23 protein-coding genes and 1 pseudogene are annotated in these 25,520 nt (G+C 70.4%); 10 read left to right on the forward strand and 14 right to left on the reverse strand.

Annotated features, from left to right (window positions below; translation table 11 throughout):
- Nucleotides 1-10 precede the first annotated feature (10 nt).
- On the reverse strand, nt 11-502 hold the full coding sequence (locus FKR81_RS01105; RefSeq protein ID WP_146348973.1) for a PTS system mannose/fructose/N-acetylgalactosamine-transporter subunit IIB: 492 nt from the start codon (nt 500-502) through the stop codon (nt 11-13).
- Nucleotides 503-621: 119 nt separating this feature from the next.
- On the opposite strand from FKR81_RS01105, the gene FKR81_RS01110 reads away from it, so the two are divergent.
- The 4 genes from FKR81_RS01110 to FKR81_RS01125 all read left to right on the forward strand — a co-directional run bounded on the left by FKR81_RS01110 (nt 622) and on the right by FKR81_RS01125 (nt 4,579).
- Nucleotides 622-2,502, forward strand: coding sequence for a hypothetical protein (locus FKR81_RS01110; protein ID WP_146348974.1), 1,881 nt, complete (start codon nt 622-624; stop codon nt 2,500-2,502).
- A gap of 95 nt (nt 2,503-2,597) precedes the next feature.
- Nucleotides 2,598-2,993 (forward strand): DUF6069 family protein, encoded by a 396-nt coding sequence (locus tag FKR81_RS01115; RefSeq protein ID WP_146348975.1) that lies wholly within the window; start codon nt 2,598-2,600, stop codon nt 2,991-2,993.
- A 21-nt stretch (nt 2,994-3,014) separates the two neighbouring features.
- Entirely contained in the window at nt 3,015-3,374 is a 360-nt protein-coding gene (locus tag FKR81_RS01120) for a YciI family protein (RefSeq protein ID WP_146348976.1), read from the forward strand.
- The gene (locus tag FKR81_RS01125; protein ID WP_146348977.1) at nt 3,374-4,579 is read left to right on the forward strand and encodes an RNA polymerase sigma factor; all 1,206 of its coding nucleotides are present in this window, start codon (nt 3,374-3,376) and stop codon (nt 4,577-4,579) included. Before FKR81_RS01120 ends, FKR81_RS01125 begins: the two co-directional genes overlap by 1 nt.
- Nucleotides 4,580-4,664: 85 nt before the next feature.
- On the opposite strand, the gene FKR81_RS01130 is transcribed toward FKR81_RS01125, so the two are convergent.
- Nucleotides 4,665-5,018 carry a hypothetical protein gene (locus FKR81_RS01130; RefSeq protein ID WP_146348978.1) on the reverse strand — a complete coding sequence of 118 codons (354 nt, stop codon included), beginning with the start codon at nt 5,016-5,018 and terminating at the stop codon, nt 4,665-4,667.
- Between the two features lie 162 nt (nt 5,019-5,180).
- Between FKR81_RS01130 and FKR81_RS01135 the strand changes: the two genes are divergently transcribed.
- Nucleotides 5,181-6,026 (forward strand): SCO6745 family protein, encoded by an 846-nt coding sequence (locus FKR81_RS01135; protein WP_146348979.1) that lies wholly within the window; start codon nt 5,181-5,183, stop codon nt 6,024-6,026.
- On the opposite strand, the gene FKR81_RS01140 is transcribed toward FKR81_RS01135, so the two are convergent.
- From FKR81_RS01140 to FKR81_RS01155, 4 genes are all read right to left on the reverse strand, one after another.
- On the reverse strand, nt 6,019-6,852 hold the full coding sequence (locus FKR81_RS01140) for an oxygenase MpaB family protein (protein WP_235921176.1): 834 nt from the start codon (nt 6,850-6,852) through the stop codon (nt 6,019-6,021). The genes FKR81_RS01135 and FKR81_RS01140 overlap by 8 nt on opposite strands.
- Nucleotides 6,853-6,919: 67 nt before the next feature.
- Entirely contained in the window at nt 6,920-7,681 is a 762-nt protein-coding gene (locus tag FKR81_RS01145; RefSeq protein WP_146348980.1) for an SDR family NAD(P)-dependent oxidoreductase, read from the reverse strand.
- A gap of 4 nt (nt 7,682-7,685) precedes the next feature.
- Nucleotides 7,686-8,408: a hypothetical protein gene (locus FKR81_RS01150; RefSeq protein WP_146348981.1), complete on the reverse strand. Its 723-nt coding sequence runs from the start codon at nt 8,406-8,408 to the stop codon at nt 7,686-7,688.
- Nucleotides 8,405-8,611, reverse strand: coding sequence for a helix-turn-helix transcriptional regulator (locus FKR81_RS01155; RefSeq protein ID WP_407936493.1), 207 nt, complete (start codon nt 8,609-8,611; stop codon nt 8,405-8,407). The genes FKR81_RS01150 and FKR81_RS01155 overlap by 4 nt, the downstream gene beginning before the upstream one ends.
- Here FKR81_RS01155 and FKR81_RS01160 point away from each other — a divergent pair.
- Nucleotides 8,540-8,737 (forward strand): hypothetical protein, encoded by a 198-nt coding sequence (locus FKR81_RS01160; protein ID WP_146348982.1) that lies wholly within the window; start codon nt 8,540-8,542, stop codon nt 8,735-8,737. The genes FKR81_RS01155 and FKR81_RS01160 overlap by 72 nt on opposite strands.
- Here the strand turns inward: FKR81_RS01160 and FKR81_RS01165 are convergent.
- Together FKR81_RS01165 and FKR81_RS01170 are read right to left on the reverse strand one after the other, a co-directional pair.
- Nucleotides 8,727-9,925: pseudogene (locus FKR81_RS01165) on the reverse strand (RNA polymerase sigma factor). The gene FKR81_RS01160 and the pseudogene FKR81_RS01165 sit on opposite strands and share 11 nt — an antisense overlap.
- Nucleotides 9,922-10,257 carry a YciI family protein gene (locus tag FKR81_RS01170; RefSeq protein ID WP_146348983.1) on the reverse strand — a complete coding sequence of 112 codons (336 nt, stop codon included), beginning with the start codon at nt 10,255-10,257 and terminating at the stop codon, nt 9,922-9,924. The pseudogene FKR81_RS01165 and the gene FKR81_RS01170 overlap by 4 nt, the downstream one beginning before the upstream one ends.
- Before the next feature lie 98 nt (nt 10,258-10,355).
- On the opposite strand from FKR81_RS01170, the gene FKR81_RS01175 reads away from it, so the two are divergent.
- On the forward strand, nt 10,356-11,156 hold the full coding sequence (locus tag FKR81_RS01175) for an alpha/beta fold hydrolase (protein WP_146348984.1): 801 nt from the start codon (nt 10,356-10,358) through the stop codon (nt 11,154-11,156).
- Here the strand turns inward: FKR81_RS01175 and FKR81_RS01180 are convergent, their stop codons facing one another.
- The 6 genes from FKR81_RS01180 to FKR81_RS01205 form a co-directional block, all read right to left on the reverse strand.
- Nucleotides 11,157-11,927, reverse strand: coding sequence for a phytanoyl-CoA dioxygenase family protein (locus FKR81_RS01180; protein WP_186762682.1), 771 nt, complete (start codon nt 11,925-11,927; stop codon nt 11,157-11,159).
- 12 nt (nt 11,928-11,939) lie between these two features.
- The gene (locus tag FKR81_RS01185) at nt 11,940-12,995 is read right to left on the reverse strand and encodes an ABC transporter ATP-binding protein (RefSeq protein ID WP_146348986.1); all 1,056 of its coding nucleotides are present in this window, start codon (nt 12,993-12,995) and stop codon (nt 11,940-11,942) included.
- Nucleotides 12,995-13,816 (reverse strand): carbohydrate ABC transporter permease, encoded by an 822-nt coding sequence (locus FKR81_RS01190; protein WP_146348987.1) that lies wholly within the window; start codon nt 13,814-13,816, stop codon nt 12,995-12,997. Before FKR81_RS01190 ends, FKR81_RS01185 begins: the two co-directional genes overlap by 1 nt.
- On the reverse strand, nt 13,813-14,694 hold the full coding sequence (locus FKR81_RS01195) for a carbohydrate ABC transporter permease (protein ID WP_222598128.1): 882 nt from the start codon (nt 14,692-14,694) through the stop codon (nt 13,813-13,815). The genes FKR81_RS01190 and FKR81_RS01195 overlap by 4 nt, the downstream gene beginning before the upstream one ends.
- Entirely contained in the window at nt 14,681-16,081 is a 1,401-nt protein-coding gene (locus FKR81_RS01200; RefSeq protein ID WP_146348989.1) for an extracellular solute-binding protein, read from the reverse strand. Before FKR81_RS01200 ends, FKR81_RS01195 begins: the two co-directional genes overlap by 14 nt.
- 99 nt (nt 16,082-16,180) lie before the next feature.
- Nucleotides 16,181-16,876 (reverse strand): HNH endonuclease family protein, encoded by a 696-nt coding sequence (locus FKR81_RS01205; RefSeq protein ID WP_146348990.1) that lies wholly within the window; start codon nt 16,874-16,876, stop codon nt 16,181-16,183.
- 111 nt (nt 16,877-16,987) lie between these two features.
- On the opposite strand from FKR81_RS01205, the gene FKR81_RS44800 reads away from it, so the two are divergent.
- From FKR81_RS44800 to FKR81_RS01220, 3 genes are read left to right on the forward strand one after another with little or no spacing between them, the layout of a single operon-like run.
- A complete protein-coding gene (locus FKR81_RS44800) occupies nt 16,988-18,316 on the forward strand; it encodes a glycosyl hydrolase family 18 protein (protein ID WP_235921178.1) in 1,329 nt (442 codons plus the stop codon).
- A gap of 32 nt (nt 18,317-18,348) precedes the next feature.
- Nucleotides 18,349-21,516, forward strand: a complete 3,168-nt coding sequence (locus FKR81_RS01215) for an AfsR/SARP family transcriptional regulator (protein WP_146348992.1) — start codon at nt 18,349-18,351, stop codon at nt 21,514-21,516.
- Nucleotides 21,517-21,540: 24 nt separating this feature from the next.
- Nucleotides 21,541-24,708, forward strand: coding sequence for an AfsR/SARP family transcriptional regulator (locus FKR81_RS01220; RefSeq protein ID WP_186762683.1), 3,168 nt, complete (start codon nt 21,541-21,543; stop codon nt 24,706-24,708).
- Nucleotides 24,709-25,520: the final 812 nt, after the last annotated feature.

A 25,520-nucleotide genomic window follows, 5' to 3' on the forward strand; every position in this document is an offset into this window, starting at 1 on the left:
GTTGTTCCCCTCACAACGATTTCTTGGCCAGGAGCCCGATGAAGTCGACCGGGCGATCAGTGGGCATGAGCTGCGAGAAGACCGGCACGCCGGACTCGGCGAGCGCGCGGTACCCGGCGGCTTGCTCCTTGGTGACGGCGACGGACCGGGTGACCATCACGAACTCGGTCCCCGGCTCCGGCGCGGCGTTGCCGACGGTGACCGACGCGGCAGGCAGGCCCTCAGCCATGAGCTGGAAGGCATCCTCTGCCTGCCGCGCGATCACCATCACCCGCTCCCCCCGAAGCGGGTCGCGGCAGAACTTCACCGCGTCGGTGATGCTCAGCACCGCAGTCGGCACCCCTCGAGCCGACTGTGGCAGCAGCATCCGCTGGAACTCGTCGAGCGCGACCTCGTCGTTGGCCACGACGAGACGTTCGACGTCCAGGTAGCCGACCCAGGCCAAGGTGACCTGACCGTGGATCAGCCTGTTGTCGACGCGGAGCTGGATGACCCCCACCATCGCCCCCCTCGTCGAGCGTTTGCACACCGACAATACTGGGCTAGACCAGTATTTGTCACCGGTTTGTTCCAACTCCGATGTATCGGTCTGGGCCGGTTGATCGACAGACAGGTGTGACCGTGCCGGAGCCGATCCCCGTACTGGCAGATCTGAGTGACCAGGAGAAGGAGGTCGTCGAAGCCGCGCGCCGCGGTGTCGAGGTGGTGTGCAGCGACCTGGACGTCGAGGAGCTCGCCACGAGCGATGATCCTGACCACGTCGTCCGAGCAGAGCTAATCCGCGAACTCCTGCTCGGCCGCCGGGGCGAACTCGATCCACGAGGTGTGCGGATCGCAGGCGCACACCTCACGGGCGAACTGGACCTGGCCCACGTGCGCGCCACAACCGGCCTCAGGCTTGTTCACTGCGCGGTTCCAGAGAAGATCTACGCGCGAGAAGCAGAGCTCCCGTTTCTCGATCTCACCATGAGCCTGATGACCACCTTGAGTGCATCCCGGCTGCACATCATGGCCAACCTCATCCTCGTGGGCGTGCAGATCAAATGCGACCAGCAAGAGAGCGCAGTGCAGCTGCTGAGTGCCCGCATCGACGGTCAAATCAACTTCACTGGCGCATTGATCACGAGCAGCCAAGGCCCCGCAGTAGCCGCAGACGCGCTGCACACGAACAACATGCTCTTCTTCAGGGACACGAAGATCACCAGCGATAACGAAGAAGGCGCTGTTTCACTGCGCGCTGCTCACATCGGCGGGCAAGTGGCCTTCCAGCGTGCCTCCATCACAAACAACCGGGGCCCCGCCATCAACGCCGACTCCATACGCATGGAGGGCAACCTGCTCCTTTCCGACACGAAGATCGTCGGCAACGGTGTAAAAGGTGCCATCCGCCTGGTCGGATCGCACATCGGCGGACAGGTGGACCTCGACGGGGCCAACCTCACCAACGACGACGGTCCCGCAGTCGACGCCGACTCGATGCACACAGACAGTCACCTGTTCGCCCGCGACATCAAGATCACTAGCAAGAGCCACAACGGAAGCTTTCTGCTCGCTGGTGCGCGCATCGAGGGCGTCGCGTCCTTGACCAATGCGAATATCGTCGACTCACGCGGCCCAGCGATCCAAGCCCAGGCAGCTCGCTTCAACGACATACTGTTCGTCGATTCAGCCACGGTGTCCGGAGGCGGTGAGGGCGGCGTCGTGGACTTGAGCGGCACACGCATCGAGGGGCCGCTTGCATGTCAAGGACTCACGGCCACCACCGACCGCGGTCTGAAGATCGACCTCAGGGAAGCAGTGCTGAACCAGCAGGCCCACCTGGAAGCGACGCTTGTATGTGCCCGTCCGGACAGCCAAGGCCCTTGCCACCAATCAGGTCGCATCAGCCTCGACATGTTCACCTACGCCAGTCTCGGGCGCATGACGTGGAAGCAGTGGCTGCACCTCATCCGCTTCCACACCAACGAGTACCGGCCCCAGCCCTACCAGCAGCTGGCCGCGGTCGAACGCGCCGCGGGCCACGACCACAACGCACGCCACATCCTGATCGCGCAACAACAGGACCTGCGCCGCCGCAACCCCGAAGCACTGGGCAACCGCCCCGCCCAGTGGATCCACGCCATCTGGGGAGTGCTCGGCGGCTACGGCTACCGAGCAGCCCGCCTCGGCCTGGCCCTGATCATCGCGCTGACGCTGTCCGGCACACTCGGCTGGGTCGCGGGCCAGGTCGACACGCGCCCAGGCCACCTGGCCGCAGAACGCGTGACGACGCAGGCCGCGCCGGCGGGAACCCCGTGCAGCTTCATCGAGCTGGTGGGCCTCGGCATCGACCGAGGACTCCCACTAGGTACGACCGGCCTGCGCAGCAGATGCGACCTGGACACCGCGACCCGCTGGGGCCAGGGCTTCACGATCGCCATCTGGTGCATCCAGATCGCCGTGTGGGCACTGGCGACACTCGCGATCGCCAGCTACACCGGCCTGATCCGCAAACCCGCCTGAATTCTTTCTGCGGTGATGTCGAATGGCGTCGAGCGCGTTCGTAGCCAGGGTGAGAGACCGGCAACGGGCCGGTCGCCACTCACCGGAGGCACACGATGTCCGTCATCACCACCACACCCGCGAAGCCACTGGTCACCGGTGGCCTGACCGCCACGGCCATCGCCGCCGCGGCGACCGCGGCCGTCGCCGCCGCGGGTGAGCTCGCCGGAATCAGCCTCGTCGTCGGTGGCGCGCCGATCCCGGTGTCCGGGTTCGCCGTGCTGACCGCCATCTGCTCCGCGGTGGGCCTGGTGCTCGCACTGGTGCTGGCCCGCACGGCTCGCCGTCCGCGCACGGCGTTCGTCCGCACCACGGTCGTGCTCACCGCGTTGTCACTGGTTCCCGATGTGCTCGCGGACGCGTCCGCGGCCACGAAGGTGTTGCTGATGCTGACGCACGTGGTCGCCGCTGCGATCGTGATCCCGGCCATCGCCCGCCGCCTGTCCGCCTGACCTTCTCGGAGGAGTTTCGCCATGAAGCAGTACCTGCTCGCCGTCCAGCTCGACGAAAGCGCGCCGCCGGAGTCCGAAGAGGAGGTGCAGGCGATGATGGCCCGGACCGGCAAGGTCACCGACGAGATGAAGGCCGCCGGTTCGTGGGTGTTCGTCGGCGGCCTGCAGCACTCGCACGCCTCCACGGTCGTCCGCCCCGCCAACGGCACGACCACGATGACCGACGGCCCGTTCGCCGAGACGAAGGAACAGCTCGGCGGGTTCTGGGTGATCCAGGCCGACGACCTCGACCAGGCGCTGGCCTGGGCCAGCAAGTGCGCGCTGGCGTGCGGGCAGCCGATCGAGGTGCGCCCGTTCGACGACGGGTCGCGGCGGCGCTGATGGATCTGGACAGCGTCTACCGGGCGGAGTACGGCCGGTGCGTGGCCACGCTGACCCGCCTCCTCGGTGACATCGGGCTCGCCGAGGAGGCCGTGCAGGACGCGTTCGCGGTCGCCGTCCAGAAGTGGGACGAGGCACCTCCACCCAATCCCGGCGCGTGGATCGTGACCACCGCCCGAAACCGGGCGATCGACCGCCTGCGCCGGGAGTCCACCAGGGAGGCCCGGCACGCGCAGGCCTTGCTGCTGCACCAACCCGACGAGCCGAAGGAGGTGGGACCGGTGCGCGACGACCAGCTCCGCATGATGTTCACCTGCTGCCACCCGGCGCTGTCGCCGCTCGCGCAGACCGCGCTCACCCTGCGCCTGCTCGGCGGGCTGGAGGTGCCGGAGATCGCGCGGGCCTACCTGGTGCCGGAAGCGACCGTCTCCCAGCGGATCGTCCGCGCGAAGAAGAAGATCCGCGACGCCGGCATCCCCTACCGGGTGCCCGCCGCCGCCGAGCTCCCCGACCGGCTGGCCTCGGTGCTCACCGTGCTCTACCTGGTCTTCAACGAGGGGTACACGTCGACGTCGGGGGAACTGCTGCGGACGGACCTGTGCCTGGAGGCGATCCGCCTGGCGAGGGCGCTGGCCGAGCTGATGCCCGACGAGCCGGAGGTGATCGGGCTGCTGGCGCTGCTCCTGCTCACCGAAGCCCGGCGGCCGGCGCGGGTGGGGCCTTCGGGTGAGCTGGTGGTGCTCGCGGAGCAGGACCGGTCGCGGTGGAACCGGGAGCTGATCGCAGAGGGGCACGAGCTGGTGCGCCGGTGCTTGCGGCGTGCCCAGCCGGGGCCTTACCAGCTGCAGGCCGCGATCAACGCCGTGCACACGGACGGGCCCGCGACCGACTGGGAGCAGGTGCTGGCGCTCTACGACCAGCTGCTGCAGCACACCCCGACCCCGATCGTGGTGCTCAACCGCGCGGTCGCCGTCGCCGAGGTGCACGGACCGGCGCTGGCGCTGGCCACCATCGAGGAGCTGGACCTGCCGGGCTACCACCTGCTGCCCGCCGCTCGCGCGGACCTGCTCACCCGGCTCGGCCGCACCGCCGATGCCGTCGCCGCCTACGACGAAGCGGTCGCCCTGGCCACCAACGACACCGAACGAACCTTCCTCGAGGCGCGACGAGCGCGCCTGAGCGCACGAGAGGAACCACGATCATGAAGCTCACCACCGTGATCCGGACACCCCATCGCAGGCCTGAAACCGCGGATCGCCCGTGCCGAGCACGGGCGATCCGCCGTCACACCTAGACAACAGCAGGCGAGTCCGACCGCACCGTCAGCATCGCGACACCGACGACGGTGAGCACGAGCAGGGCTGTGACCAACGCCAGCACCCACGTGGGCGCGTCGAGGAAGTACACGGGCAGGTTCAGCAGTGCGGCGAGCACACGGGAGACGACGACGGTCGCCACGCCGAATCTCTTGCCGCGCCACGCCATGACGACGCCGACGAGGGTCAGCACGCCGAGCGCGGCCGCCGCGACGACGATGCCGAGGGGAGGGCCGTCCTCGCCCGCGCCACCGATGGACACGACGTCGAACAGCCCGAGTAGTCCGCAGATGGTGAGGCCGGCGGTGAAGACCGGGGTGCGCTTCATGATGTGCTCCATTCGTCCCAGTTGTCTCACGAGAGGACGTTAGGAGCAGCGCGAATACAGGCCATCCGGGAAAACGCGTAGCCGGGTACGCAAACGGCCCTGGCGCGCACCCCGCCTGTCGATCTAGGTTGGAAGACCGACCGGTCGGTATGCGGAGGTGCGATGGTGAACGTGACCAGGGCGTTGTGGCGTTGTCTCGAGGCGGTGCACGGGATGATCTACTTCGCGCCGGAGGCGGAGAAGCGGTACGCCGAGGCCGGGCTCGACCGGGCCAGCGGGTACTTCGCGTCCCGCGCGGCCGCACTCGGGCCGGTGTCCGCCGAGATCGTCATCGCCACGTTCTACAACTTCAACCCGGAACGGGTGCGCGCGGCGATCCCGGCGGCGTGGGAGAAGGCGTCGCCGGAGCAGATGCTCGGCATGCGGCTCGACTCCGTCGACGACGCGCTGAACCGCGGGCTCGCCGACTTCATCGGCACCGATCACATGAAGGAAGCCGCGGGGATCGCGCGCAAGGCGGCCGAGCGCGCCACCGAGATGCTGCACGGCAGGACGCTCTTCGCCGCGCACGCGACGCTCCCCTGGCCCACCGAGCCACACCTCGAGCTGTGGCACGCGCAGACGTTGCTGCGCGAGTTCCGCGGCGACGGGCACCTGGCCGCGCTGCTGATCGAAGGCGTCAGCGGACTCGAGGCGCTGGTGATCCACGCGGGCAGCGGTGAGGTGCCCGCCGAGTCGCTGCGCAAGACGCGCGGGTGGTCCACAGAGGACTGGGACGCGACCGTCGAGGACCTTCAGAAGCGCGGCCTGCTCAACGAAGACCGGACGCTCAGCGAGCAGGGACTCGGGCTGCGGCAGCGCATCGAGGACCACACCGACGCGATGGCGGCAGCCGCCTACGACACGCTCCGCGACGACGAGCGCGCCAGGCTCATCGAGCTGGGCACGCCGCTCACCATGTCGATCATGGCGGCGGGCATGATCCCCGGCGGCCGCAAGCTCAGCTAGTGGTCACCCAGCGCAGCGCGCCGATCAGACCGTGGCCCGCGAGGCGGATCGTGGTCGCCTCGGACACCGGCAGGTACGGCAGCCGCAACGGCCAGCGCGCCCACGCGGGCAGCATCGCGACGGCGGTCGCCGCGAGCACCGCGTAGGGCGCGCGGGCCAGCAGCGGCAGCGGCGGGATCAGCAGGAACCGGGCGGCGGCACGGGCTTCCGGCGTGCCGCGCAGCTCCGGCCGGTACCCGGCGAGACGCGCCTGCAGCGACGCGACGTCCATCGGCGGATCGACGACGCCCAGCGCGGACCCGATGCGCGCCATGTCGGTGACGTAGCCGTCGCACCCGGCGGCGTCCAGCGGGGCGGCGCCGTACCGCTGGTGGCAGCGCAGGAAGCTGTCGACCTCGACGGCGTGCACCCAGCCCAGCAGGTGCGGGTCGTCGGCGCGGTACGGGCGCCCTGAGTCGTCGACCCCGCGCACCCGCTCGTGGACGCGCCGCACGGCGTCGACGGCCCGTTGCGCGTCGTGTTCCGCGGCGTAGGTGGTCATGCCGATGAACGCGGCCGTGCGCTGCAACCGGCCCCACGGGTGGACGCGGTAGTCGGAGTGCCGCGCCACCGCCGCCATGGCCAGCGGGTGCAGCGACTGCATCAGCAACGCGTTCAGCCCGCCGACGAACATGGCGGAGTCCGCGTGCACGTGCCGGATCGGCCGATCCGCGCCGAACCAGCGGGGACCGGGCGTGTCGTGGATCCGCCTCGCGGTGGCTTCGGCGTCGGGACCGGCCACCATCGCGACCAGACCCTCACCGAGGCGCTGTCGCAGGGAGCTCACCTCCCCAGGGTAAGTACGCCTGGCGCAGGTACGAAGCCCTCACTGCAGAGAACTCACCACCTCACCGCTAGCGCAGGTACGAAGCCCCGTTCAGGTCGACGATCGAGCCACTCGCCCACTGCGCGCCCGGCGACGCGAGCCACGCGACGGCCGACGCGACCTCGGCAGGCGTGGCAACCCGGCCGAACGGGCTCTGCGCGCGAATGGCGTCACCTTCCGGACCGGCGAGCATCCCGGACGCCAGCTCGGTGTTGACGAACCCCGGCGCGACGCCGGCCACCGCGATCCCGTGCGGTGCGAGCGCGACCGCGATCGACTGGGTGAACGAGTGCACGGCCGCCTTGGACGCGCCGTACGCCGGTGCGTCCGGCTCACCCCGGTAGGCACCGCGCGAGCCGATGTTGATGATCCGCGCCCCGGCCGGACCATCCGCGCGGTTCAGCAGGTGGTCGGCGACGCACCACGTGACGTTCGCGGTGCCGTGCACGTTGACGTCGAGCATCCGCCGCCACGCGTCCTGCCAGTCCACGTAGGACGTCGAGCCGATCGGCTGGTGGAAGTACACCGCCGCGTTGTTCACCAGCACGTCGATGCCGCCGAGCGACGACACGGTCTCCCGCACGAACGCCGAGACCGCGTCGGGATCGGCGATGTCACCCGTGACGACGACGTGTCCGTTGCCCGGCAACGACTCCACGACGGCGCGAGCCTGCTCCACACCGGTTCTGCAGTGGACGGCCACGGCGTGTCCCGCCTCCGCGAGAGCGAGTGCGATGGCCGCCCCGATGCCGCGGGATCCGCCGGTGATGAGTGCGCGTCGTCTGGTCACTCCCCTATTTCACACGACCGTAGACGGCGGCGAGCGCGCGAGTTAGATCGTTGCCGATCGTGGTGTGCAGATCCGGCGCGTCCTTCTCGCCCGCCGCGAAGTCGATCGAGATCCCGATCATGACGCGGCCGGACCGGTAGGTGTGCCGGTCGTACGTCCCGCTCGCGTTCTGCGGGCCCTGGCCGAGGTCGGCCTTGAGCTGGTACCGCGTGTAGCCCTCGTAGCCGCCGACGCCGATGCCCTCGGCGGTCGTCGACTCCGTCACGACGGAGTACCGGGCGTCCTTCGCGTGCTGTTCGGAGTCGAGCTCACCGCGGCGGCACTCGACGTACTCGGGCGTGTTGCGCAGCTGCGCCCACTTGATCGCGGCGGCCTCGTCGGGGAACACGGCGGAGGACGAGTAGACGAACCAGGTGCTGTTCGGCACCTTCAGCACCGGGCCGAGCTGCCGCGCACCGGCGGGCAGGTCGGCGAGCGGGCTCTTATCGCCGCAGCCGGTCACCGGCTCCGCCTCACGGGCGGGCGTGTAGACCTCCCAGGTGCCGCTGAGGTCGGCCTGCGTGATGGTCGTGGCGAGGGCCAGGTCGATGGTGGCCTGGTCGGCGCGCGGCAACGCGGGCGTGGTGGTCGTGGACGGCGGCGCGGCAGGTGGGGCGGGTGGGGCGGCGGCCGGGTTCGCACCGGCGCAGCCCGCGGCGAGCAGGATCAGAACGGCCGAAGCAGTCATCCAGCGCATCGCACACCTCCGCGTCGGGTAAGGGGTAATCGCCCGGACGGCGGAATTCGTAACACCTGCTGGAACGCGGCGACGAGCTCTCCCCTGCTGCGCACGCCGACCTTGCCGAACACGGACTTGAGGTGGTCCTGCACGGTGTGCGCGGAGATCACCAGCCTGGCCGCGATGTCCGAAGTGGAGCGTCCGGCTATCACCTCGTGCTGTCGAGCCTCGTGCTGTTCGCGGCCGATCGGATGGCGCTCAGCCGGCCCACGGGCGCCGGCGTCGGCGGTTCGATCGCCCAGCTCGTGCCCGCGCTCGTCGTCCTGCTCACCTGGTGAGCTCGTCCAGACGACGCCGCAGGTAGGCGCGCTCGGCGTCGTTCGACGTGAGCTCGAGCGCCACCCGGTACGCCTCGGCGGCCTGTTCCACGCGGCCCGCGCGGCGCAGGAGATCCGCGCGAGCGGCGTGGAAGAGGTGGTTGCGGTCCAGCGGGCCCGTGAGATCGTCCAGCAACGCCAGGCCGGCGTCCGGACCCGACCGCATCGCCACGGCCACCGCCCGGTTCAGCTCGACGGTCGGCGACGGCACCCGCGCCAGCAGCGCGTCGTACAGCTCGACGATGCGCACCGGGTCGGCCGCGGTCACGTGACAGGCCGCGATCATCGCCTGCAGCTGGTACGGCCCGACCTCCTCCCGCACGGCCGCACGCAACTCCGCCAACCCAGCCGCGATGAGCGCGCGGTCCCACCGCGACCGGTCCTGCTCCTCGAGCGGCACGAGCACGCCGTCCGCCACGCGAGCCGACGACCGGGCGTGCTGGAGCAGGAGAAGTGCGTGCAGCCCGCGCACCTCCGAATCGGACGGCATCAACGACACCAGCAGCGCGGCCAGCCGCAGCGCCTCCTCGGCGAGCACCGGCCGGTGCAGGTCCGCGCCGGACGTGGCGACGTAGCCCTCGTTGAACAGCAGGTAGACGACGCCGAGCACGGCTCGCGTCCGCGCGGGCAGCAGGCGCGCGGGCGGCACCCGGTACGGGATGCCCGCGTCGCGGATCTTCTGCTTGGCCCGGACCAGCCGCTTCGCCATCGTCGCCTCGGGCACCCCGAACGCCCTGGCGATCTCGGCCGTCGACAGCCCGGTGAGCGTGCGCAGCGCGAGCACCACCTGCGCCTCGAACGCGAGCGCCGGGTGGCAGCAGGTGAAGATCAGCCGCAGCCGGTCGTCCTCGATGCGCTGTCGTCGAGCTCGGGCTCCGCCGGATCGAGGACGACCTGCCGCAGCTTGACCTCACCGAGCCGGGCCCTGCGTGCCCGGTCCACCGCCCGGTGGCGCGCGGCGGTGAGCAGCCACGCGCCCGGCCGGTCGGGCACGCCGTCACGCGGCCACGTGCGCCAGGCCAGCGTGAAGGCTTCCTGCGCGCACTCCTCGGCCAGGTCCCAGTCGCGGGTGAACCCGATGAGCGCGGCGACCAGCCGTCCCCACTCCTCGTGGAAGGCGGTGGTGACGGCGCCTGCGACATCGGTCACGGGCGCAACGGGCGGATCTCGACCTGCCCGACCGCGCACGCGGGGTGCCCGGCGGCGATCTCGATCGCCTCGTCCAGGTCGTCGACCTCGATCAGCGCGAACCCGCCGATCTGGTCCTTGGCCTCGATGTACGGGCCGTCGGTCAGCAGCACCTCGTCGCCGCGCACGCGCACGGTCGTCGCCGTCCGGCTGGGCTGCAGGCCCTCGTGCGCGCGCAGGACGCCGCGTTCGACGAGGTCGTCCATCCAGGCGGTGAACGCCCGCATGCCCTCCTCGCTGACCACCTCGTCGACCTGGCTCTCATCCGCACTGATCATCAGCAGGTACCGCATGGCGAAATACTCCCCGAAAAACTCGCGACCGACTGTCCATCCCGGCCGATCCCGCTCGTCGACCTGGTGAACCGACACCTGAGCCGAGGAGACCGACCATGCGGACCACGACCTCCGCCGACGGCACCACCATCGCCTACGAGCGCGCGGGCAGCGGCCCGGCCATCGTGTTCCTGCCCGGCGCGTTCAACGACGCCGCGACCTGCGCGCCGCTGGCCGACCTGCTCCAGGACCGCTACACGGTCATCCGCCCGGACCGGCGCGGACGGGGCAGGAGCACCGACGCCATCGCGGCCGCGGACGTGGCGTCCTACGAGGTCCAGCGCGAGATCGAGGACCTCGACGCGGTGATCGCGGCAGAAGGCGGTGAGGCGGCCGTCTTCGGGTTCTCGTCCGGCGCGATCCTGGCGCTCCAGGCGGCCGTCGCCGGGTCGCGGATCACGAAGCTCGCGCTGTACGAACCGCCGTTCTCCATCGGCGGCCTCGCGGGCCACGCGAAAGAAGGACTGCCCGCGAAGCTGGCCGCGCTGGTCGTCGGCGGGAAGCTCGGTGACGCCGTCGCGACCATGCAGATCGAGGGCATCGGGCTGCCGCCGCAACTGGTCGAGCAGATCCGGCAGTCGCCGATGTGGCCGCGGCTCGAAGCGATCGCGCAGACCGTCGTCTACGACGCGACGATCACCCGTGCGCCGAACCTGCCGACGCCCGAGATGGCACGGCTCGACGTCCCCGCGATCGTGTTCAGCAGCAGCGAGTCCTGGCCGGGGCTGCGCGACGCCGCGATCGAGCTGCCCCGGCACCTGGCGCGGGCGGAGTACGTGGACGTGCCGGGCGGTGCCGACCACAGCATCCCGGCCGAGGCGACCGCGAAGGCGTTGGACGACTTCCTCCGCGGGTAGCTACCAGGAGCGGTGCTCCACCAGTTCCGGGTAGGCGCGCGACGGGTCCGCGTAGACATTGCCCGCGCGGTCCACGCCGCGCGCCAGGTAGACCTGGTGCTTGTGCCCCACCGACTCGTGCTTGAACCGGACGGTCGTCGGCATGTAGCGCATCGTGTAGCCGCAGCGCCGGTTCGTGCTGCGGTTCGCGGTGCTGCCGTGCACTAGCGTCGCCGCGTGCACGCTGCACTGACCCGGCCGCAGCTCCACGTCGACGGACGCCGACTCGTCGACGGCGGCGATCTGCTTGTCGAACAGGCTGTCCTCGCCCTGCAGGTCGGCGTACTTCGTGTCGTTGCGGAGGTGGCTGCCGGGGATCACGCGCATGCAGCCGTTCTCGCGCGAGGACGGGTCGATGGCGAGCCACACGGTGACCGCGGCCGCGGCGGGCTCGATCGCGTCACGCCAGAAGTACGCGTCCTGGTGCCACGGCACGCTCTTGCCGTCACCGGCGGGCTTGCAGATGAAGTGGGACGAGAACAGCGCGATGTCCGGGCCGATGACCGACTCGACGAGGTCCAGCACGTCCGGGTCGAGCAGCCACTCGAACAGCGCCGGATCGGTGAAGTGCGGGACGTCCATCTGCTCCGGCCGCGCCCCCGGCGGCAACGCGGCCAGCTCGCGCTCGAAGTGGGCGACCAGCGCGTCGAACCGCTCAGGGCGCAACACCTGGTCGAGCGCGAGGAATCCGTCCGCGCGATAGCGCTCGGTGTCCCGTTCCGACAGTTTCACCACGTACCCCTCTCACCGCGAGCCGAGCAGCCTGCCGTCCTCCCCGTAGAGCAGCAGCCTGCCGGGCGCGGCGCTCACCGACAGCGCCTCCCCCACGGCCGGTTCCTCCTGCTCCGGCACGGTCAGTCCGACGAGCGTGCCGTCCGCGCACTCGATCGTCACCAGCGACGTCACACCCAGGTTCTCCACAATGGACACTCGGCCGGAGAGCCCGGCACCGGAGACCTTCAGGTACTCCGGGCGCACGCCGACCACGAGCGGTGTCCCGTCCACGAGGTCGACCTCCACCGGCAGCCGCGCCCCGGCCACCGACACCGCACCATCAGAAGCCTTGCCCGGCAGCAGGTTCATCGGCGTCGAGCCGATGAAGTTCGCGACGAACGTGTCCGCCGGCCGCTGGAACACCTCGCGCGGCGTCCCCAGCTGGCGGATCCGGCCGGAGTCCATCACCGCGATCCGGTCCGCGAGCGCCAGCGCCTCGGCCTGGTCGTGCGTCACGAACACGGTCGTGAGCGCCAGCTCGTGCTGCAGCCGTTTGAGGAACGTCCGCGCCTCCAGCCGCAGCCGGGCGTCCAAGTTGGACAGCGGCTCGTCCAGCAGCAGCACCTCGGCCCCGGCGGCGATCGCACGGGCCAGCGCGGCGCGTTGCTGCTGGCCACCGGACAGCTGACCCGGCCTGCGGTCCAGCAGCTCGCCCAGCGACAGGCTGCCCGCGGTCTGCGCGGCGACCTCCCGCTGCCGGGACTTCGCGACGTGACGCACCCGCAGCGGATAGGCGATGTTCTCCGCCACCGTCATGTGCGGGAAGAGCGCGTAGTCCTGGAACACCATCGCCACGCCACGCGCACCCGGCTCCAGCCGCGTCACGTCGCGCGCGTCGATCGCGACCGACCCGGCCGCGGCCGGTTCGAGGCCCGCGATGGTGCGCAGCAACGTCGTCTTGCCGCAGCCGGACGGGCCGAGCAACGCGAACAGCTCGCCGTCCGCGATCGTCAGGTCGAGGTCGTCCACCGCGCGCACCCCGTTCGGGTACACGGTGGAGACCCCGGTGATCTCGATGCCCGCCATCAGCTCTTGATCCCTCCGTGGAAGCGGAACCCGTACCGCTTGCTGACCAGCAGGTACAACGCGACCACCGGGATCGAGTAGAGCAGCGAGAACACCGGGATCACGGTCAGGTTGGCGCTGCCGCCCTCGTCGTTCAACGTCCGCAGCAGCACGGCGGCCGGCTGCTTGCCCACGTCGCGCAGCAGCAGGAACGGCAGCAGGAAGTTGCCCCACGCGTTGACGAACGACCACACCAGGATCGTCGCGATGCCGGGCCGGGCGATGGGCAGCACCACGTGCCCGAGCACCTGCGCGGGCGACGCGCCGAACACGCGCGCCGACTCCTCGTAGGAGCGCGGCACGGCGTCCACGAAGTCCTTCAGGATGAAGATCGCGGCGGGCAGCATGCCGCTCGCGATCACCAGTGCCGTCCCGAACTGCGAGTTGATCAGGCCGAGCTGGAGCATCAGCACGAAGATCGGCACCATCGCGGCGGTACCGGTCACCACGCTGGACAGCAGCAACAGCAGGTACAGCAGCAGATCCCGGCCGGGAATCCGCACGCGCGACAGCGAGTACGCGGCCAGCGCGGCGAACGCGGTCGTGACCACCGTCGCGATCCCGCACAGCACCAGCGAGTTCAGCAGCGACGTCAACGCGAACGGGTGCTGGAAGGTGGCGGTGACGTTCGACCACGTCCAGTCCGGCCAGCGCAGGCCGAGACCGGGCCGTGCGTCGAACGGGGCGCTGGCCAGCCACAGCATCGGCACCGCGAAGAACGCGAGCACCACGGCCACCAGCACGTAGAAACCGATGCGCCGCACCACGAACCCCGGAGTCACGCGCGCCTCCGCAGCAGCCGCAGGTACACCAGCGCGATCACCAGGTTGCCGACCAGCAGCAGCAACGACATGGCCGACGCGTAGCCGAGCTGCCCGCTCTCCAGCGCCTGCCGGTAGATCAGCACCGGCAGCACCTCCGACCGGTGGTTGGGTCCGCCCGCCGTGAGCAGGAACGGCGTGAAGTCGTTGGCGGTCCACAGGCTGATCAGCAGCGTGTTGGTCAGCACGTGGCCGCGGATGTGCGGAAAGACCACGTCCCGCACGGTCTGCCAGCCGCTCGCGCCGACGAGCCGCGCGGTCTCCAGCTGCGTCGGCGGCACCGCGGCCAGCGCGGAGGTGTAGAGCAGCATGGAGAACGCGGTGCCTCGCCAGATGTTGAACACGATCAGGCTGACCATGGGGTACTCGACCAGCCACGCCGTCGCCGGGTCGTTGAGGAGCAGGCCGAACGTGCCGCCGTCGCGGCTCAGCACCGCGAACCACAGGTAGGCGACCACCGGTCCGGGCAGGATCCACGCCAGCAGCACGAACGCCTCGACCGTGCGCCGCAGTGACGGCCGCACCCGGCGCAGCAGCCACGCGAGCACGAAGCCCAGCACGTTCTGCCCGATCACCGCGGAGCCGAACACGAACAACGCGGTGAGCCCCACGGAGTTCAGGAACAACGCGTCGTTCAGCGCGGAGACGAAGTTGTCCAGCCCGACGACGCGCGGCTGCGCCGCGGCCGGTCCGGTCAGCTGGTAGTTCGTGATGCCGATGTACAGCGTCCACAGCGCGGGGAAGACGAGGAAGACGCCGATCAGCAGGAGTGCGGGTGCGACGAAGGCGATCGCCCGCGTCGCACCCAGTCCGGCCACATCGGAGTCAGCCGCCCGCAACGTTTCCCTCGCCGACGGCCTTGACCAGCGCATCCTGGTACGCCTTCGCCGCGTCGTCCGGACTCTTGCCGGCCACCACGTCCGCCGTCGCCTGCTGCAGCGCCGCGGACACCTTCGGGTAGTCCGCGAGACCGGGCCGGTAGCGGGTGATCGGCAGGACCTCGTCCGCGATGAACGACAGCATCGGGTCGCCCTTGAGCACCTCGTCGTTGACGTCGTTGCGCTGGGTCACCTGCGCGGTCCCGGCGAGCGCCGCCTTCACGGCCTCGGCGGAGTTGAGGAACTGCATGAACTCCCACGCCTGCTTGGGGTACTGGGTGTTCGGGTTGACGACCCGCACGCCGCCGCCGGACATGCTGACGAAGTCCTGCCCGCTCACCCCGGAACCCGACTGCTTCGCGGGCACCAGCGCCCACCCGACGGCCGTGTCCCGGTCCGCCATCTTCGCGACGCCGATGCGCGGTTCCACGACCGAGCGCCAGAAGTAGTCGCTCTCCAGCAGGATGCCGATCTTGTTGTCGGCGAACATCGCGAACGACCGGTCGCGGCCCTTCGCCTCCTGCTGCAGCACGGCGTCACCGAGCCCGCCGCCGTAGACCCGCTGGTACAACCCCAGCACGTCCTTGACCTGGGCGGTGCCGCCCTGCCACTTGCCGCCGTCGTAGATCGGCTTGCCGGTGCCGACCAGCGCGGGCAGCACGCCCTGCATGGTGGTCGCCTCGCCCATCGCGGTGCCCGCGTTGAGCTGGATCGGGGCCACGCCGGGGATCCTCTTCAGCGCCGTGCCGGCCGCCAGCACGTCGTCCCAGCCGCGGGGCTGCCAGTCCGACGGCAACCCGGCCTGCGCGAAGAGCTTCTTGTTGTAGAACAGCACGCGCCCGTCCGTGCCCATCGGCACGCCGTACCGCTTGCCGTCGAACTGGCCGAGGCCCTGCACCGCGTCCGGGATCTGCTTCCAGCCGTCCCAGGCGTCCACGCCGGACTTGCCGATGACGTCGTCGAGCGGCTTGATCTGCCCGGCCTGTGCGAACTCGCCGAGCCAGATGCCGTCGATCTCGACGATGTCCGCACCGCCGCCGGTCTTGAGGTCGAGCGCGATCTTGGTCTTGTAGTCCTCGTCGCCCGCGCCGTTCTGGTCGAACCGGACGGTGACGTTGACCCCCTTGGCCTTCTGCGCCTCGGTGAACCTCGGGATGACCCAGTTGGTGAGCCAGTCGGCGCCGCGGGTGTTCTTCCCTCCCGCGACGGCGTTGGCCACGATGGTCAGCGTGACGTCCTTGGCGTCCGCGTTGCGCGTGGGCTGTCCCTGCTCAGCCTGGTTCTGCCCGAGACATCCCGCCAGCAATCCGCCCACCGCCAGCAGGACGAACGGCGTCGTCCGTCGCATGCGTGATCTCCCCACCCAGAGGTTGCGCTGGTATGTCACCTTCCAACATGGCACCCGGCCGGGGCAACCGCGAGCGCCTAACGGGTGCCGCGACACTCATCAGCACGACGCGAGCGCTTGGTCGAGCGCGGCCTTCTCGGGTGCGGTGGCGGTGAGCGCGTGTGCCGCTTTCACGGTGATGTAGATGCGCGCGTAGGGGCAGGCGTACGCGGGGTTGGGCGGCATCCACTCGTCCGGCGTCTTGTCACCCTTGGACTGGTTGACCTTTCCCTGCACGGCGACCAGGTTGCGCAGGTCGTTGGCCGCGGCGGTGCGCTGCTCGGGCGGCCACGCGGCGGCGCCGCTGCGCCACATCTCGGCCAGCGGCACGACGTGGTCGATCTGGATCTTCGACACGCTGGTCACGGTCGTCGCCGTGTACGGGTCGTGGAGCGTGCCGGAGGTGACCGCGCACCGGCCCTGCTTGCGCACCACGTCGACGAGGTCGCGGGCGAGCACCTGGCTGCGCTGGTCGCACCCGTCGCCGTCCGCGTCGAACCACGGCTGACCGAACACGCACGCCGCGCCGTCGTCGCAGTCGCGCTCGTAGCCCTCGAGCCTGCCCGGCACCGCGAGCACCAGCTGCCCCAGCGCGGCCCTCGCAGCGACCGCGTCCATCGTGCCGGCCGGAACCCGTTGGGACGCCTCGGCTTCGACGCTCGGGTCGGCGGTGAGCGGAATTCCCGTGCAGCCCGATAAGAGCAACAGCATCACGCACAGCACCCGGATCATCGTCGCCTCCACCAGTCGTTTCACTCCAGGTACCCACTGCGTCTCGGAATTAGTTCCGGTCCGGCGAACCTCTTACTTCCGTTGCGAATCGACCGTTACGTTCGGCTCGGCCGCCGCCAGAGCGAAGGGATGTCCATGAGGACACGAGTTCTGGTAGGCGCTGTCGTCCTCGCCACCACCACCCTCGTTCCACCGGCCAGCGCCGACCTGCCGAACGGGTTCAGAAGCGTCGGGTACATGCCGTCGTGGTCCGGCAGCGTCAACAGCATCCAGTACACCAAGCTGACGCACATCAACTACGCGTTCGCGCTGCCCAACTCCAACGGGACGCTTCAAGGCATCCCCGACACCGGCAAGCTCCAGCAACTGGTGTCGTTGGGGCACAACAACGGCGTGAAGGTGTCGCTCGCGATCGGCGGCTGGAACGACGGCAACGACTCGGCGTTCGAAGCGCTCGCCGGGAACGCGAACAGCCGCACCACGTTCGTCAACAGCGTCGTCAACGTGATCAACCAGTACAACCTGGACGGGGTCGACATCGACTGGGAGTACCCGGACCCCGGCGCGTCCGGCAACAACTACTCCGCGCTGATGCAGCAGCTCAGCAATGCCATGCACAGCAGGGGGAAGCTGCTCACCGCGGCCGTCGTGTCCGAGGGCGGCACCGCGAACGGCGTGCAGCCCGCGGTGTTCGGGTACGTCGACTGGCTCAACATCATGGCCTACGACGGCGGCAGCCCGCACGCGAACTACGACTGGTCGATCAACTCGGCGAACTTCTGGAAGTCGCGCGGGCTGCCCGCCGCCAAAACCGTTCTCGGCGTGCCGTTCTACAGCCGCCCCGGCTACTTCACGTACTCGCAACTCGTCGCGATGGACCCGGCCAACGCCAACCGCGACTGCACCACCGCCGGCGGCGCGCAGCAGTGCTACAACGGTCTCCCGACGATCAAGCGCAAGACCCAGTGGGCCATGGCGAACGCGGGCGGCATCATGAACTGGGAGCTGTCGCAGGACACCTCCGGCAGCACGTCGCTCGTCAGCGCGATCTACGCGACCGCCACCGGCGGCACCCCGCCGACCGGCCGCACCGGGCCGATCACCGGCATCGCGGGCAAGTGCGTGGACGTCGCGGCGGCCAACTCCGCCAACGGCACCGCCGTGCAGCTGTGGACGTGCAACGGAACCGACGCCCAGCGCTGGACTGTCGGGACGGACGGGACGCTCCGCGCGCTCGGCAAGTGCCTGGACCTCAGCGGCACCGCCAACGGCGCCGTCGCGCGGCTGTGGGACTGCACCGGGAGCGGCGCGCAGGGCTGGCAGGCGCAGTCGAACGGCACGCTGCGCAACCCGGCGTCCGGCCGCTGCCTCGACGCGACCGGGCCGAGTTCGGCGGACGGCACGCGGCTGCAGATCTGGGACTGCTTCGCGAGCAGCAACCAGGTGTGGCAGCTGCCTGTCTGATCCGTTCGGTGCCGAATCAATAGAATCGCCGGGTGTCAGTCGAACTCCGCGTCCTCGGCGCGCTGGAGATGTGGTCGGACGGCGTGCTGATCCCCATCGCGGGCCTCCACCGGCAGAAGGTGCTCGCCGAGCTGGTGCTCCACCTCGGTGAGCGCGTGCCCGCGACCCGGCTGGCCGAGGTGCTGTGGAACGACAGCCCACCGCCGACCAGCCAGCAGCAGCTGCAACGACATCTGCACGTGCTGCGTCGGACACTGGGTTCGGCTATCACCACCGAGCGCGGCGGCTACCGGCTCACCCTGCCGCCGGAGAACGTCGACGCACACCGGTTCGCGGCGCGGGTCGAGCACGCGCGGGCGTTGCGACGCTCCGGGCTGGTCGACGAGGCGGCGGACGAGCTGGTCGCCGCGCTCGCGCTGTGGCGCGGCCCCGCACTGGCCGGGATGGGCGGCGCGGTGCGGGCGCCTGCCGCGCGGCTCGACGACCAGCGGCTCACCGCGCACGAGGACTGGTTCGAGCTGCAGATCTCGCTCGGCAGGCACGCGGAGGTGCTGGCCGAGATCCGCGAGCTGGCGGCGCAACACCCGGTGCGGGAGCAGCTCGCGCGCCACCTGATGCTCGCCCAGTACCGCGGCGGACGGCAGGCCGATGCGCTTGCCACGTACGAGTTGCTGCGGTCCCGGTTGAGCAGCGAGCTCGGTGTCGAACCGTCCGAACAGCTGCGCTCGCTGCACGCCGCCGTGCTGCGCCAGGACCCCGCGCTGGATCCGGCGGCCGCGGACTGGTCGGCGCCGGGGCCCGCGTGCCTGCCGATGGACCTGGCGAGCTTCGCCGGACGCGCGGGCGAGCTGCACCGGCTCACCGAGACCGTCCGGTCCGCCGTTCCCATCGCGGCCGTCACGGGCACCGCGGGCGTCGGCAAGACCACCCTCGCCGTGCGGTGGGCGCACCAGGTGCGCGACCGGTTCCCGGACGGCCAGCTCTACGTCGACCTGCGCGGCCACGACCAGGCGCCCGCGATGTCGGTGTCCGACGCGCTGTCGATGTTCCTGCGCGCGCTGGACACGCCACCGGAGCGGATCCCGGAAGGTGCCGATGCGCGCGCGGCGCTGTTCAGGTCCACTGTGGACGGCAAGCGGATGCTGGTCGTGCTGGACAACGCCGCGAGCGTCGACCAGGTCCGGCCACTGCTGCCCGGCTCGCCCGGCTGCTTCGTCGTGATCACCAGCCGCAACGCGTTGAACGGCCTCACCGTCCGCCACGACGCCACCAGGATCGGACTGGACGTGCTGTCCGACGACGAGGCGATCGCGTTGCTGCGCGGCGTGCTGGGCGACGAGCGGGTGGGTGCCGAGTCCGCGGCGGCCGACGAGGTGTTGCGGCGGTGCGGGAACCTGCCGCTGGCGTTGCGCATCGCGGCGGCGAACCTCGCCAACCGTCCACACGGGACGATCGCCGACCTGGTGGCGGATCTCTCCGAGCAGGATCGCCTCGACGTGTTCGACGTGCCGGGTGAGCGCACGGGCCTGCGCGCCGCACTCGACCTGTCCTACCGCGCGGTGGGCGCCGACGCGCGGCGGATGCTGGCACTGCTCGGCAGCTCACCGCTCGCCGACATCGGGCCCGCGGCAGCGGCCGCGCTGACCGGGACGACGGTCACGCGGGCGAGGAAGGTGCTGACCGAGCTGGAGTCGGCGCACCTCGTGCGACAGCACCTGCCCGGCAGATACCGGCTGCACGACCTGATCAGGCTGTACGCGTCGGAGCAGGAGGTGACGGGCCTGCGCGACGCGGTCGGCGGGGTGCTCGAGCACTACCTCGTGCAGGCGGACGCGGCGGTCACCAAGCTCGCGCCGACCATGCAACGGGAGTCACGTCCGGCGACGATCACCGCCGTCGCCGGTGACGTGGACGCGGTGGCCTGGCTGGCAGGCGAGCACTACAACCTCGTGGCCGCCATCGACTGGGCCCGCGATCACCGCCACGGGCTGCTCGCCACCCACCTGATCGACGCACTGCGCGCGTTCTTCCTGCTGCACCGGCTCACCCACGACTGGCTGGCGACCGGACACATCGGCCTGGACGTGGCGCGGGATCTCGGCGACGCCAGGCTGGAGTCGGCGATGCACCGGACCCTCGGTCTCGCCTACTACTTCCTGGGCGACCGCCACCGGTCGATCGAGCACAACCTGGACTCGCTGACGCTGTACGAGCAGCTCGGGGACACGGCGAGCGCGGCGGCCATGCACATCAACGTCTCCATCTCCCGCGTCCACGGCACCATGCTCGCCGAATCGGTCCGCCACGCGGAGGAGGCGGTCGACCTCTGCGTGCGCAACGACCTGGCGCACCTGGAGATACCCGCCCGGCTGGCCGTGGCGGCGGCGAGGAGCTACCAGGGTGAGCTGCGGGAGGCGGTCGCGCAGGCCGAGCGAGCGCTCGCCCTCGCGGAACAGGCCGACAACCCGTACCTGCGGGGGAACGCGATGCTCGTGTGCGCCTGGCTCCACGAGCAGATGGGGCGCCTGCGGCTGGCCGAGTCCCACCACGCGGCGGGTCAGCTCATCTACCAGGAGATCGGCTTCCGGGGCGGGGAGGTCACGGCCCACGTCTGGCAGGTCGACCACTGCCTGAAGCTCGGGCACCTCGGTGAGGCCGAGGAGTTGATCACCGCCGCGCTGGAGGCCATCGAGGAGCAGGTCGACCAGGTCAACGAGATCGACCTTCTCATCGGCGCCGCCAGGGTCCAGCACGTCGCCGGGCGCCTGGACACCGCGCTCGGCACGTGCGGCCAGGTGATCGCCATGGCGCGCGACGCCGGCAACGCGCGGGCGGAGGTCGAGGCACTGGTCCTGCTGGCCGCGATCCACCTGTCCGACGGGGACTTCGACGAAGCGACCTCCACCGCGGTGGAGGCGATCGGGCTGGCCGAGTCCTCCGGGCACATGGTGGCGCACGGCGACGCGCACCAGACCATCGCTCGGGTCAGGCTCGCGGAAGGCAACCCCGTCAGCGCGTCGGCTCACCTCGAGGTGGCGCTCGCGTGGCACCGGCGCACCGACCAGCACCTGGGTGTGGTGGCCGATCTCCTGCTGCTCGGCGACCACGACACCGCGGCCGGGATCTGCCACGAGGTGGCCGAGGACCGGGCGCCGGACGTCCTGCGCCAATTGGAACGCACGCTCACCCCTAGTACCTGAGCGGTCACCCAATAGGATCATTTGGTGCCTGTCGAACTGCGCATCCTCGGTCCGCTGGAACTCTGGCAGGACGGTGACAGAGTGGACATCGCCGGTGTCCACCGGCAGAAGCTGCTCGCCGAGCTCGCGATCAACCTGGGCGAGAACGTGCCGACGCCCCGGCTGTCCGAGGTGCTGTGGAACAGCAACCCGCCCGCGACCGGCCAGCAGCAGCTGCAGCGGCACGTCTACGCGTTGCGCCAGGTGCTGGGCTCCGCGATCACCACCGAACCCGGCGGGTACCGGCTCACACTGCCACCCGAGAGCGTCGACGCACACCGGTTCGCCACCCGGATCCAGGAGGCGCGATCGCTGCGGAACAGCGGGCTGGTCGAGGAGGCCGCAGCCGAACTGGTCGCCGCGCTCGCGCTGTGGCGCGGCCCAGCGCTCACCGGGCTGAAGGGCCCGCTGCGCGCCGAGGCAGAACGTCTCGACGACCAGCGGCTCACCGCGCGCGAGGACTGGTTCGAGCTGCAGATCTCGCTCGGCGGGCACGCGGACGTGCTGGCCGAGCTCAGCGAAGAGGTCGAGTGGCACCCGTCGCGGGAAAGGCTGATCGGCCACCTGATGCTCGCGCTCTACCGGTGCGGCAGGCAGGCGGACGCGCTCACCGCGTACCAGCGGTTGCGGAACCGGCTGCTGAAGGAGCTCGGCCTCGAACCCGGCGAGCAGCTGCGCACGCTGCACACCGCGATCCTGCGCCACGATCCCGCGTTGAACCCGAACAGCTCCGACTGGTCGGCGCACGTGCCCGCCTGCCTGCCCATGGACCTGGCGAGCTTCGTCGGCCGCGCCGACGAGCTGCGCTCCCTCACGTCGACGGCCGGGTCACCGATCCGGCTCGCGGCGATCACCGGCACCGCAGGCGTCGGCAAGACCGCGCTCGCCGTGAGGTGGGCGCACGCGGTCCGCGACGACTTCCCGGACGGGCAGCTGTACGTCGACCTGCGCGGCCACGCGCCGACACCCGCGATGTCCGCGTCCGACGCGTTGTCGGTGTTCCTGCGCGCACTGGGCACCGCACCCGACCGCGTCCCCGACGGCGCGGACGCGCGAGCGGCACTGTTCCGGTCCACTGTGGACGGAAAGCGGATGCTGGTCGTGCTCGACAACGCGGCCAGCGTCGAGCAGGTCAACCTCCTGCTCCCCGGTTCGCCGAACTGCTTCGTCGTCGTCACCAGCCGCAACGCGCTCACCGGGCTCGGCGTCCACCACGACGCGATCCGCATCGGCCTCGACGTGCTGTCCGACGACGAGGCGTTCACGTTGCTGCGCCACGTGCTCGGCGGCCCGCGAGTCGACGCCGAGGCCGCCGAGGCCGGTCAGCTGCTGCGGCTGTGCGGCAACCTCCCGCTGGCGATGCGCATCGTCGCGGCGAACCTGGCCAACCGTCCACAGGGGACGATCGCGGACACGCTGCGCTCGCTGGCCGAAGGCGACGGGCTGGACCTGTTCAGCGTCGAGGGCGAGCCGCGCATCAGCGTCCGCGCCGCACTGGACCTCTCCTACCGCACGGTTTCCCCGGACGCGCAACGGATGCTCGCACTGCTCGGCGCCTCACCGCTCGCCGACTTCGACTGTGCCACTGTCGCCGCGCTCACCGGCACGCCGGACGCCCGGTCCGCGCTGTCGGTGCTGTCGGTGCTGGAGTCCGCGCACCTCGTGCACCAGCACCAGCCCGGCCGCTACCGCATGCACGACCTGGTCAAGCTGTACGCGAGCGAGCAGCCGGTGACGGGCCTGCGGGACGCGGTCGGCGACCTGCTGGAGCACTACCTGGTGCACACCGACGCGGCGGCCACCAAGCTCGCACCGAACATGCACCGGGAGGCGCGGCCCACGACGATCACCGCGGTCGCCGCCGACGTGGACGTCGTCTCCTGGCTGACGACCGAGAGCAACAACCTCGTGGCCGCCATCGGCTGGGCCCGCGACCACCGGCACGAGCTGCTCGCCACACACCTGATCGACGCACTGCGCATGTTCTTCTGGATGAACAGCCTCACCCGCGACTGGATCTCCACCGGCCACACGGGCCTCGCCATGGCGCAGGAGCTCGGCGACGCCCGGCTCCAGTCCGCCATGCACCGCACACTCGGACTGGCCTACTACTACTTCGGGGACCACCGCCGCGCACTCGAGCACAACCTCGACTCACTGGCGTTCTGCGAAGCGCTGGGCGACACCTCCGGCGCCGTCGCCATGCACACCAACATAGCCATGGTGTGCAACAACAGCGGCATGCTCACCGAGTCGATCTCGCACCTCGAGGAAGGCATCGCGATCGCCGCACGCGAGGGCTTCGCCGACAAGGAGTCGTCCGCCCACCTGGCACTCAGCGCCGCCCGCGGCTACCAGGGCAACCTGCGCCTGGCCGTGGAAGAAGCCATTCGCGCCTTCGACATGGCCCAACAGGCGGGCAACCCGTCCCACGAAGCACAGGCGCAGCTGGTGCACGCCTGGGCACTCACCAGGATGGGCTACCTGCACCAGGCGGAAGTCCTCAACGCGGCAGGCCGCCACGCCCACCACAAGAACGGCAACCGCGGCGGCGAACTGATGGGCCTCATCCACCTGACCGAACAACGCCTGGCGGCCGGCGACCTCCGCGCCGCACAAGAGCTCATCGAGCAGGTGCTGGAGCTGGGCGCCGACCAGTCCGACCACGTCAACGAGATCAACGCCCTGACCGCGTTCGCCCGCGTCACCCACGCCTCAGGCGACGTGGACACCGCACTCGCCGCATGCCACCGCGGCGTAGACCGAGCCCAGGAGATCGGCAACCTGCGAGCGGGCACAGAGGCCCTGCTCCTGCTAGCCGAACTGCAACTCGCAACCGGCGACATCACCGAGGCCTCAACCACCGCCGCAACCGCCCTCGAGCAGGTAGAACGCTCCGGCCAACTGCTCTTGTCCGGCGACGCACACCAGGTAGCCGCCAGGATCATGTCCGCAGCAGGCGACGCCGCCAGCGCTCACGCCCACCTGACCACAGCACTGGCCGCACACCGCCAATCAGGCCAACGCCTGCGCGAGGCCGCCGATCTCATCCTGCTAGGCGACCCCGACGCGGCAGCCGACGTCTGCCACGAGGCAGTCGACGACTGGGCGCCAGACGTCCTGCGCCACCTGCACGCCACCCTCACCCCCTAGCGCCGCGTCGACAGCGCGGAACTCGACACTCCCGCAGCGGCGCGAGGCTCGGGGCGCGCGAGGCCGCACTTCTGCGGCATGGCGAGGACCCTCGCGCGCAGACGCCCGAGCGCGCCAGGCTCACGCAGGCGTCCCCTGCACACGAGAACCCCCCGAATCGATACTCGCAGCCAGCACCGACAATCCCCGGCCTCGCAGACGCACAAGCGCGAAACCGGGTGCGACAGCCTGCACTTTCTGCGGCGCGGCGGACACCTCACAAGCGAAGCGAAGCCAGCACACCCAGCGACCCACCACGAACCCGGCAGAAACGAAGGCGAGCCACACCCCAACCAGCAGAAGCGTGGCAGGCCTCGAACACAGCCACGCTCACGCAGGCGTCCCCGCACGCGAGAACCCCCCGAATCCATGCTCCCAGCCACCACCGACAACTCCACGCCCGCAGAAGCGGAAGCGGACAAAGCGAGAACCGGCAGAAGCGCGGCAGACACGACGACACAGGCAGGCGCCAAGGGAGCACCGCCCAACCGGCGAGCACCAAGCGAGCACCGCCCACACCCGGCGCGAACCAAGGGAACACTGCCCAACCGGCACGAACCAAGCGAGCACCGCTCAACCGGCAGGTACCAAGAGAGCCCGACGAACCGGCAGGTACCAAGAGAAGCCGACGAACCGGCAGGTACCAAGGGAGCCCAGCGAAACCGGCAGATATCAAAAGAAGAGAGCGCCCGCCGCACTCCCAACCCCCGCACTGCCCAACGGGCGCGGCCCCCGAGCACAAACCGGCGGCCGAACGACCAGGACAAACTTTC

It is taken from the genome of Lentzea tibetensis (assembly GCF_007845675.1).
GTDB lineage: Bacteria > Actinomycetota > Actinomycetes > Mycobacteriales > Pseudonocardiaceae > Lentzea > Lentzea tibetensis.

What these genes read in the sequence shown, in the direction of transcription:
- FKR81_RS01175 (WP_146348984.1), top strand. Translation starts at nt 10,356, where the DNA reads ATGCGGACCACGACCTCCGCCGACGGCACCACCATCGCCTACGAGCGC.
- FKR81_RS01185 (WP_146348986.1), bottom strand. Translation starts at nt 12,995, where the DNA reads ATGGCGGGCATCGAGATCACCGGGGTCTCCACCGTGTACCCGAACGGG.
- FKR81_RS01115 (WP_146348975.1), top strand. Translation starts at nt 2,598, where the DNA reads ATGTCCGTCATCACCACCACACCCGCGAAGCCACTGGTCACCGGTGGC.
- FKR81_RS44800 (WP_235921178.1), top strand. Translation starts at nt 16,988, where the DNA reads ATGAGGACACGAGTTCTGGTAGGCGCTGTCGTCCTCGCCACCACCACC.
- FKR81_RS01120 (WP_146348976.1), top strand. Translation starts at nt 3,015, where the DNA reads ATGAAGCAGTACCTGCTCGCCGTCCAGCTCGACGAAAGCGCGCCGCCG.
- FKR81_RS01130 (WP_146348978.1), bottom strand. Translation starts at nt 5,018, where the DNA reads ATGAAGCGCACCCCGGTCTTCACCGCCGGCCTCACCATCTGCGGACTA.
- FKR81_RS01105 (WP_146348973.1), bottom strand. Translation starts at nt 502, where the DNA reads ATGGTGGGGGTCATCCAGCTCCGCGTCGACAACAGGCTGATCCACGGT.
- FKR81_RS01200 (WP_146348989.1), bottom strand. Translation starts at nt 16,081, where the DNA reads ATGCGACGGACGACGCCGTTCGTCCTGCTGGCGGTGGGCGGATTGCTG.
- FKR81_RS01150 (WP_146348981.1), bottom strand. Translation starts at nt 8,408, where the DNA reads ATGACTGCTTCGGCCGTTCTGATCCTGCTCGCCGCGGGCTGCGCCGGT.
- FKR81_RS01125 (WP_146348977.1), top strand. Translation starts at nt 3,374, where the DNA reads ATGGATCTGGACAGCGTCTACCGGGCGGAGTACGGCCGGTGCGTGGCC.
- FKR81_RS01135 (WP_146348979.1), top strand. Translation starts at nt 5,181, where the DNA reads ATGGTGAACGTGACCAGGGCGTTGTGGCGTTGTCTCGAGGCGGTGCAC.
- FKR81_RS01170 (WP_146348983.1), bottom strand. Translation starts at nt 10,257, where the DNA reads ATGCGGTACCTGCTGATGATCAGTGCGGATGAGAGCCAGGTCGACGAG.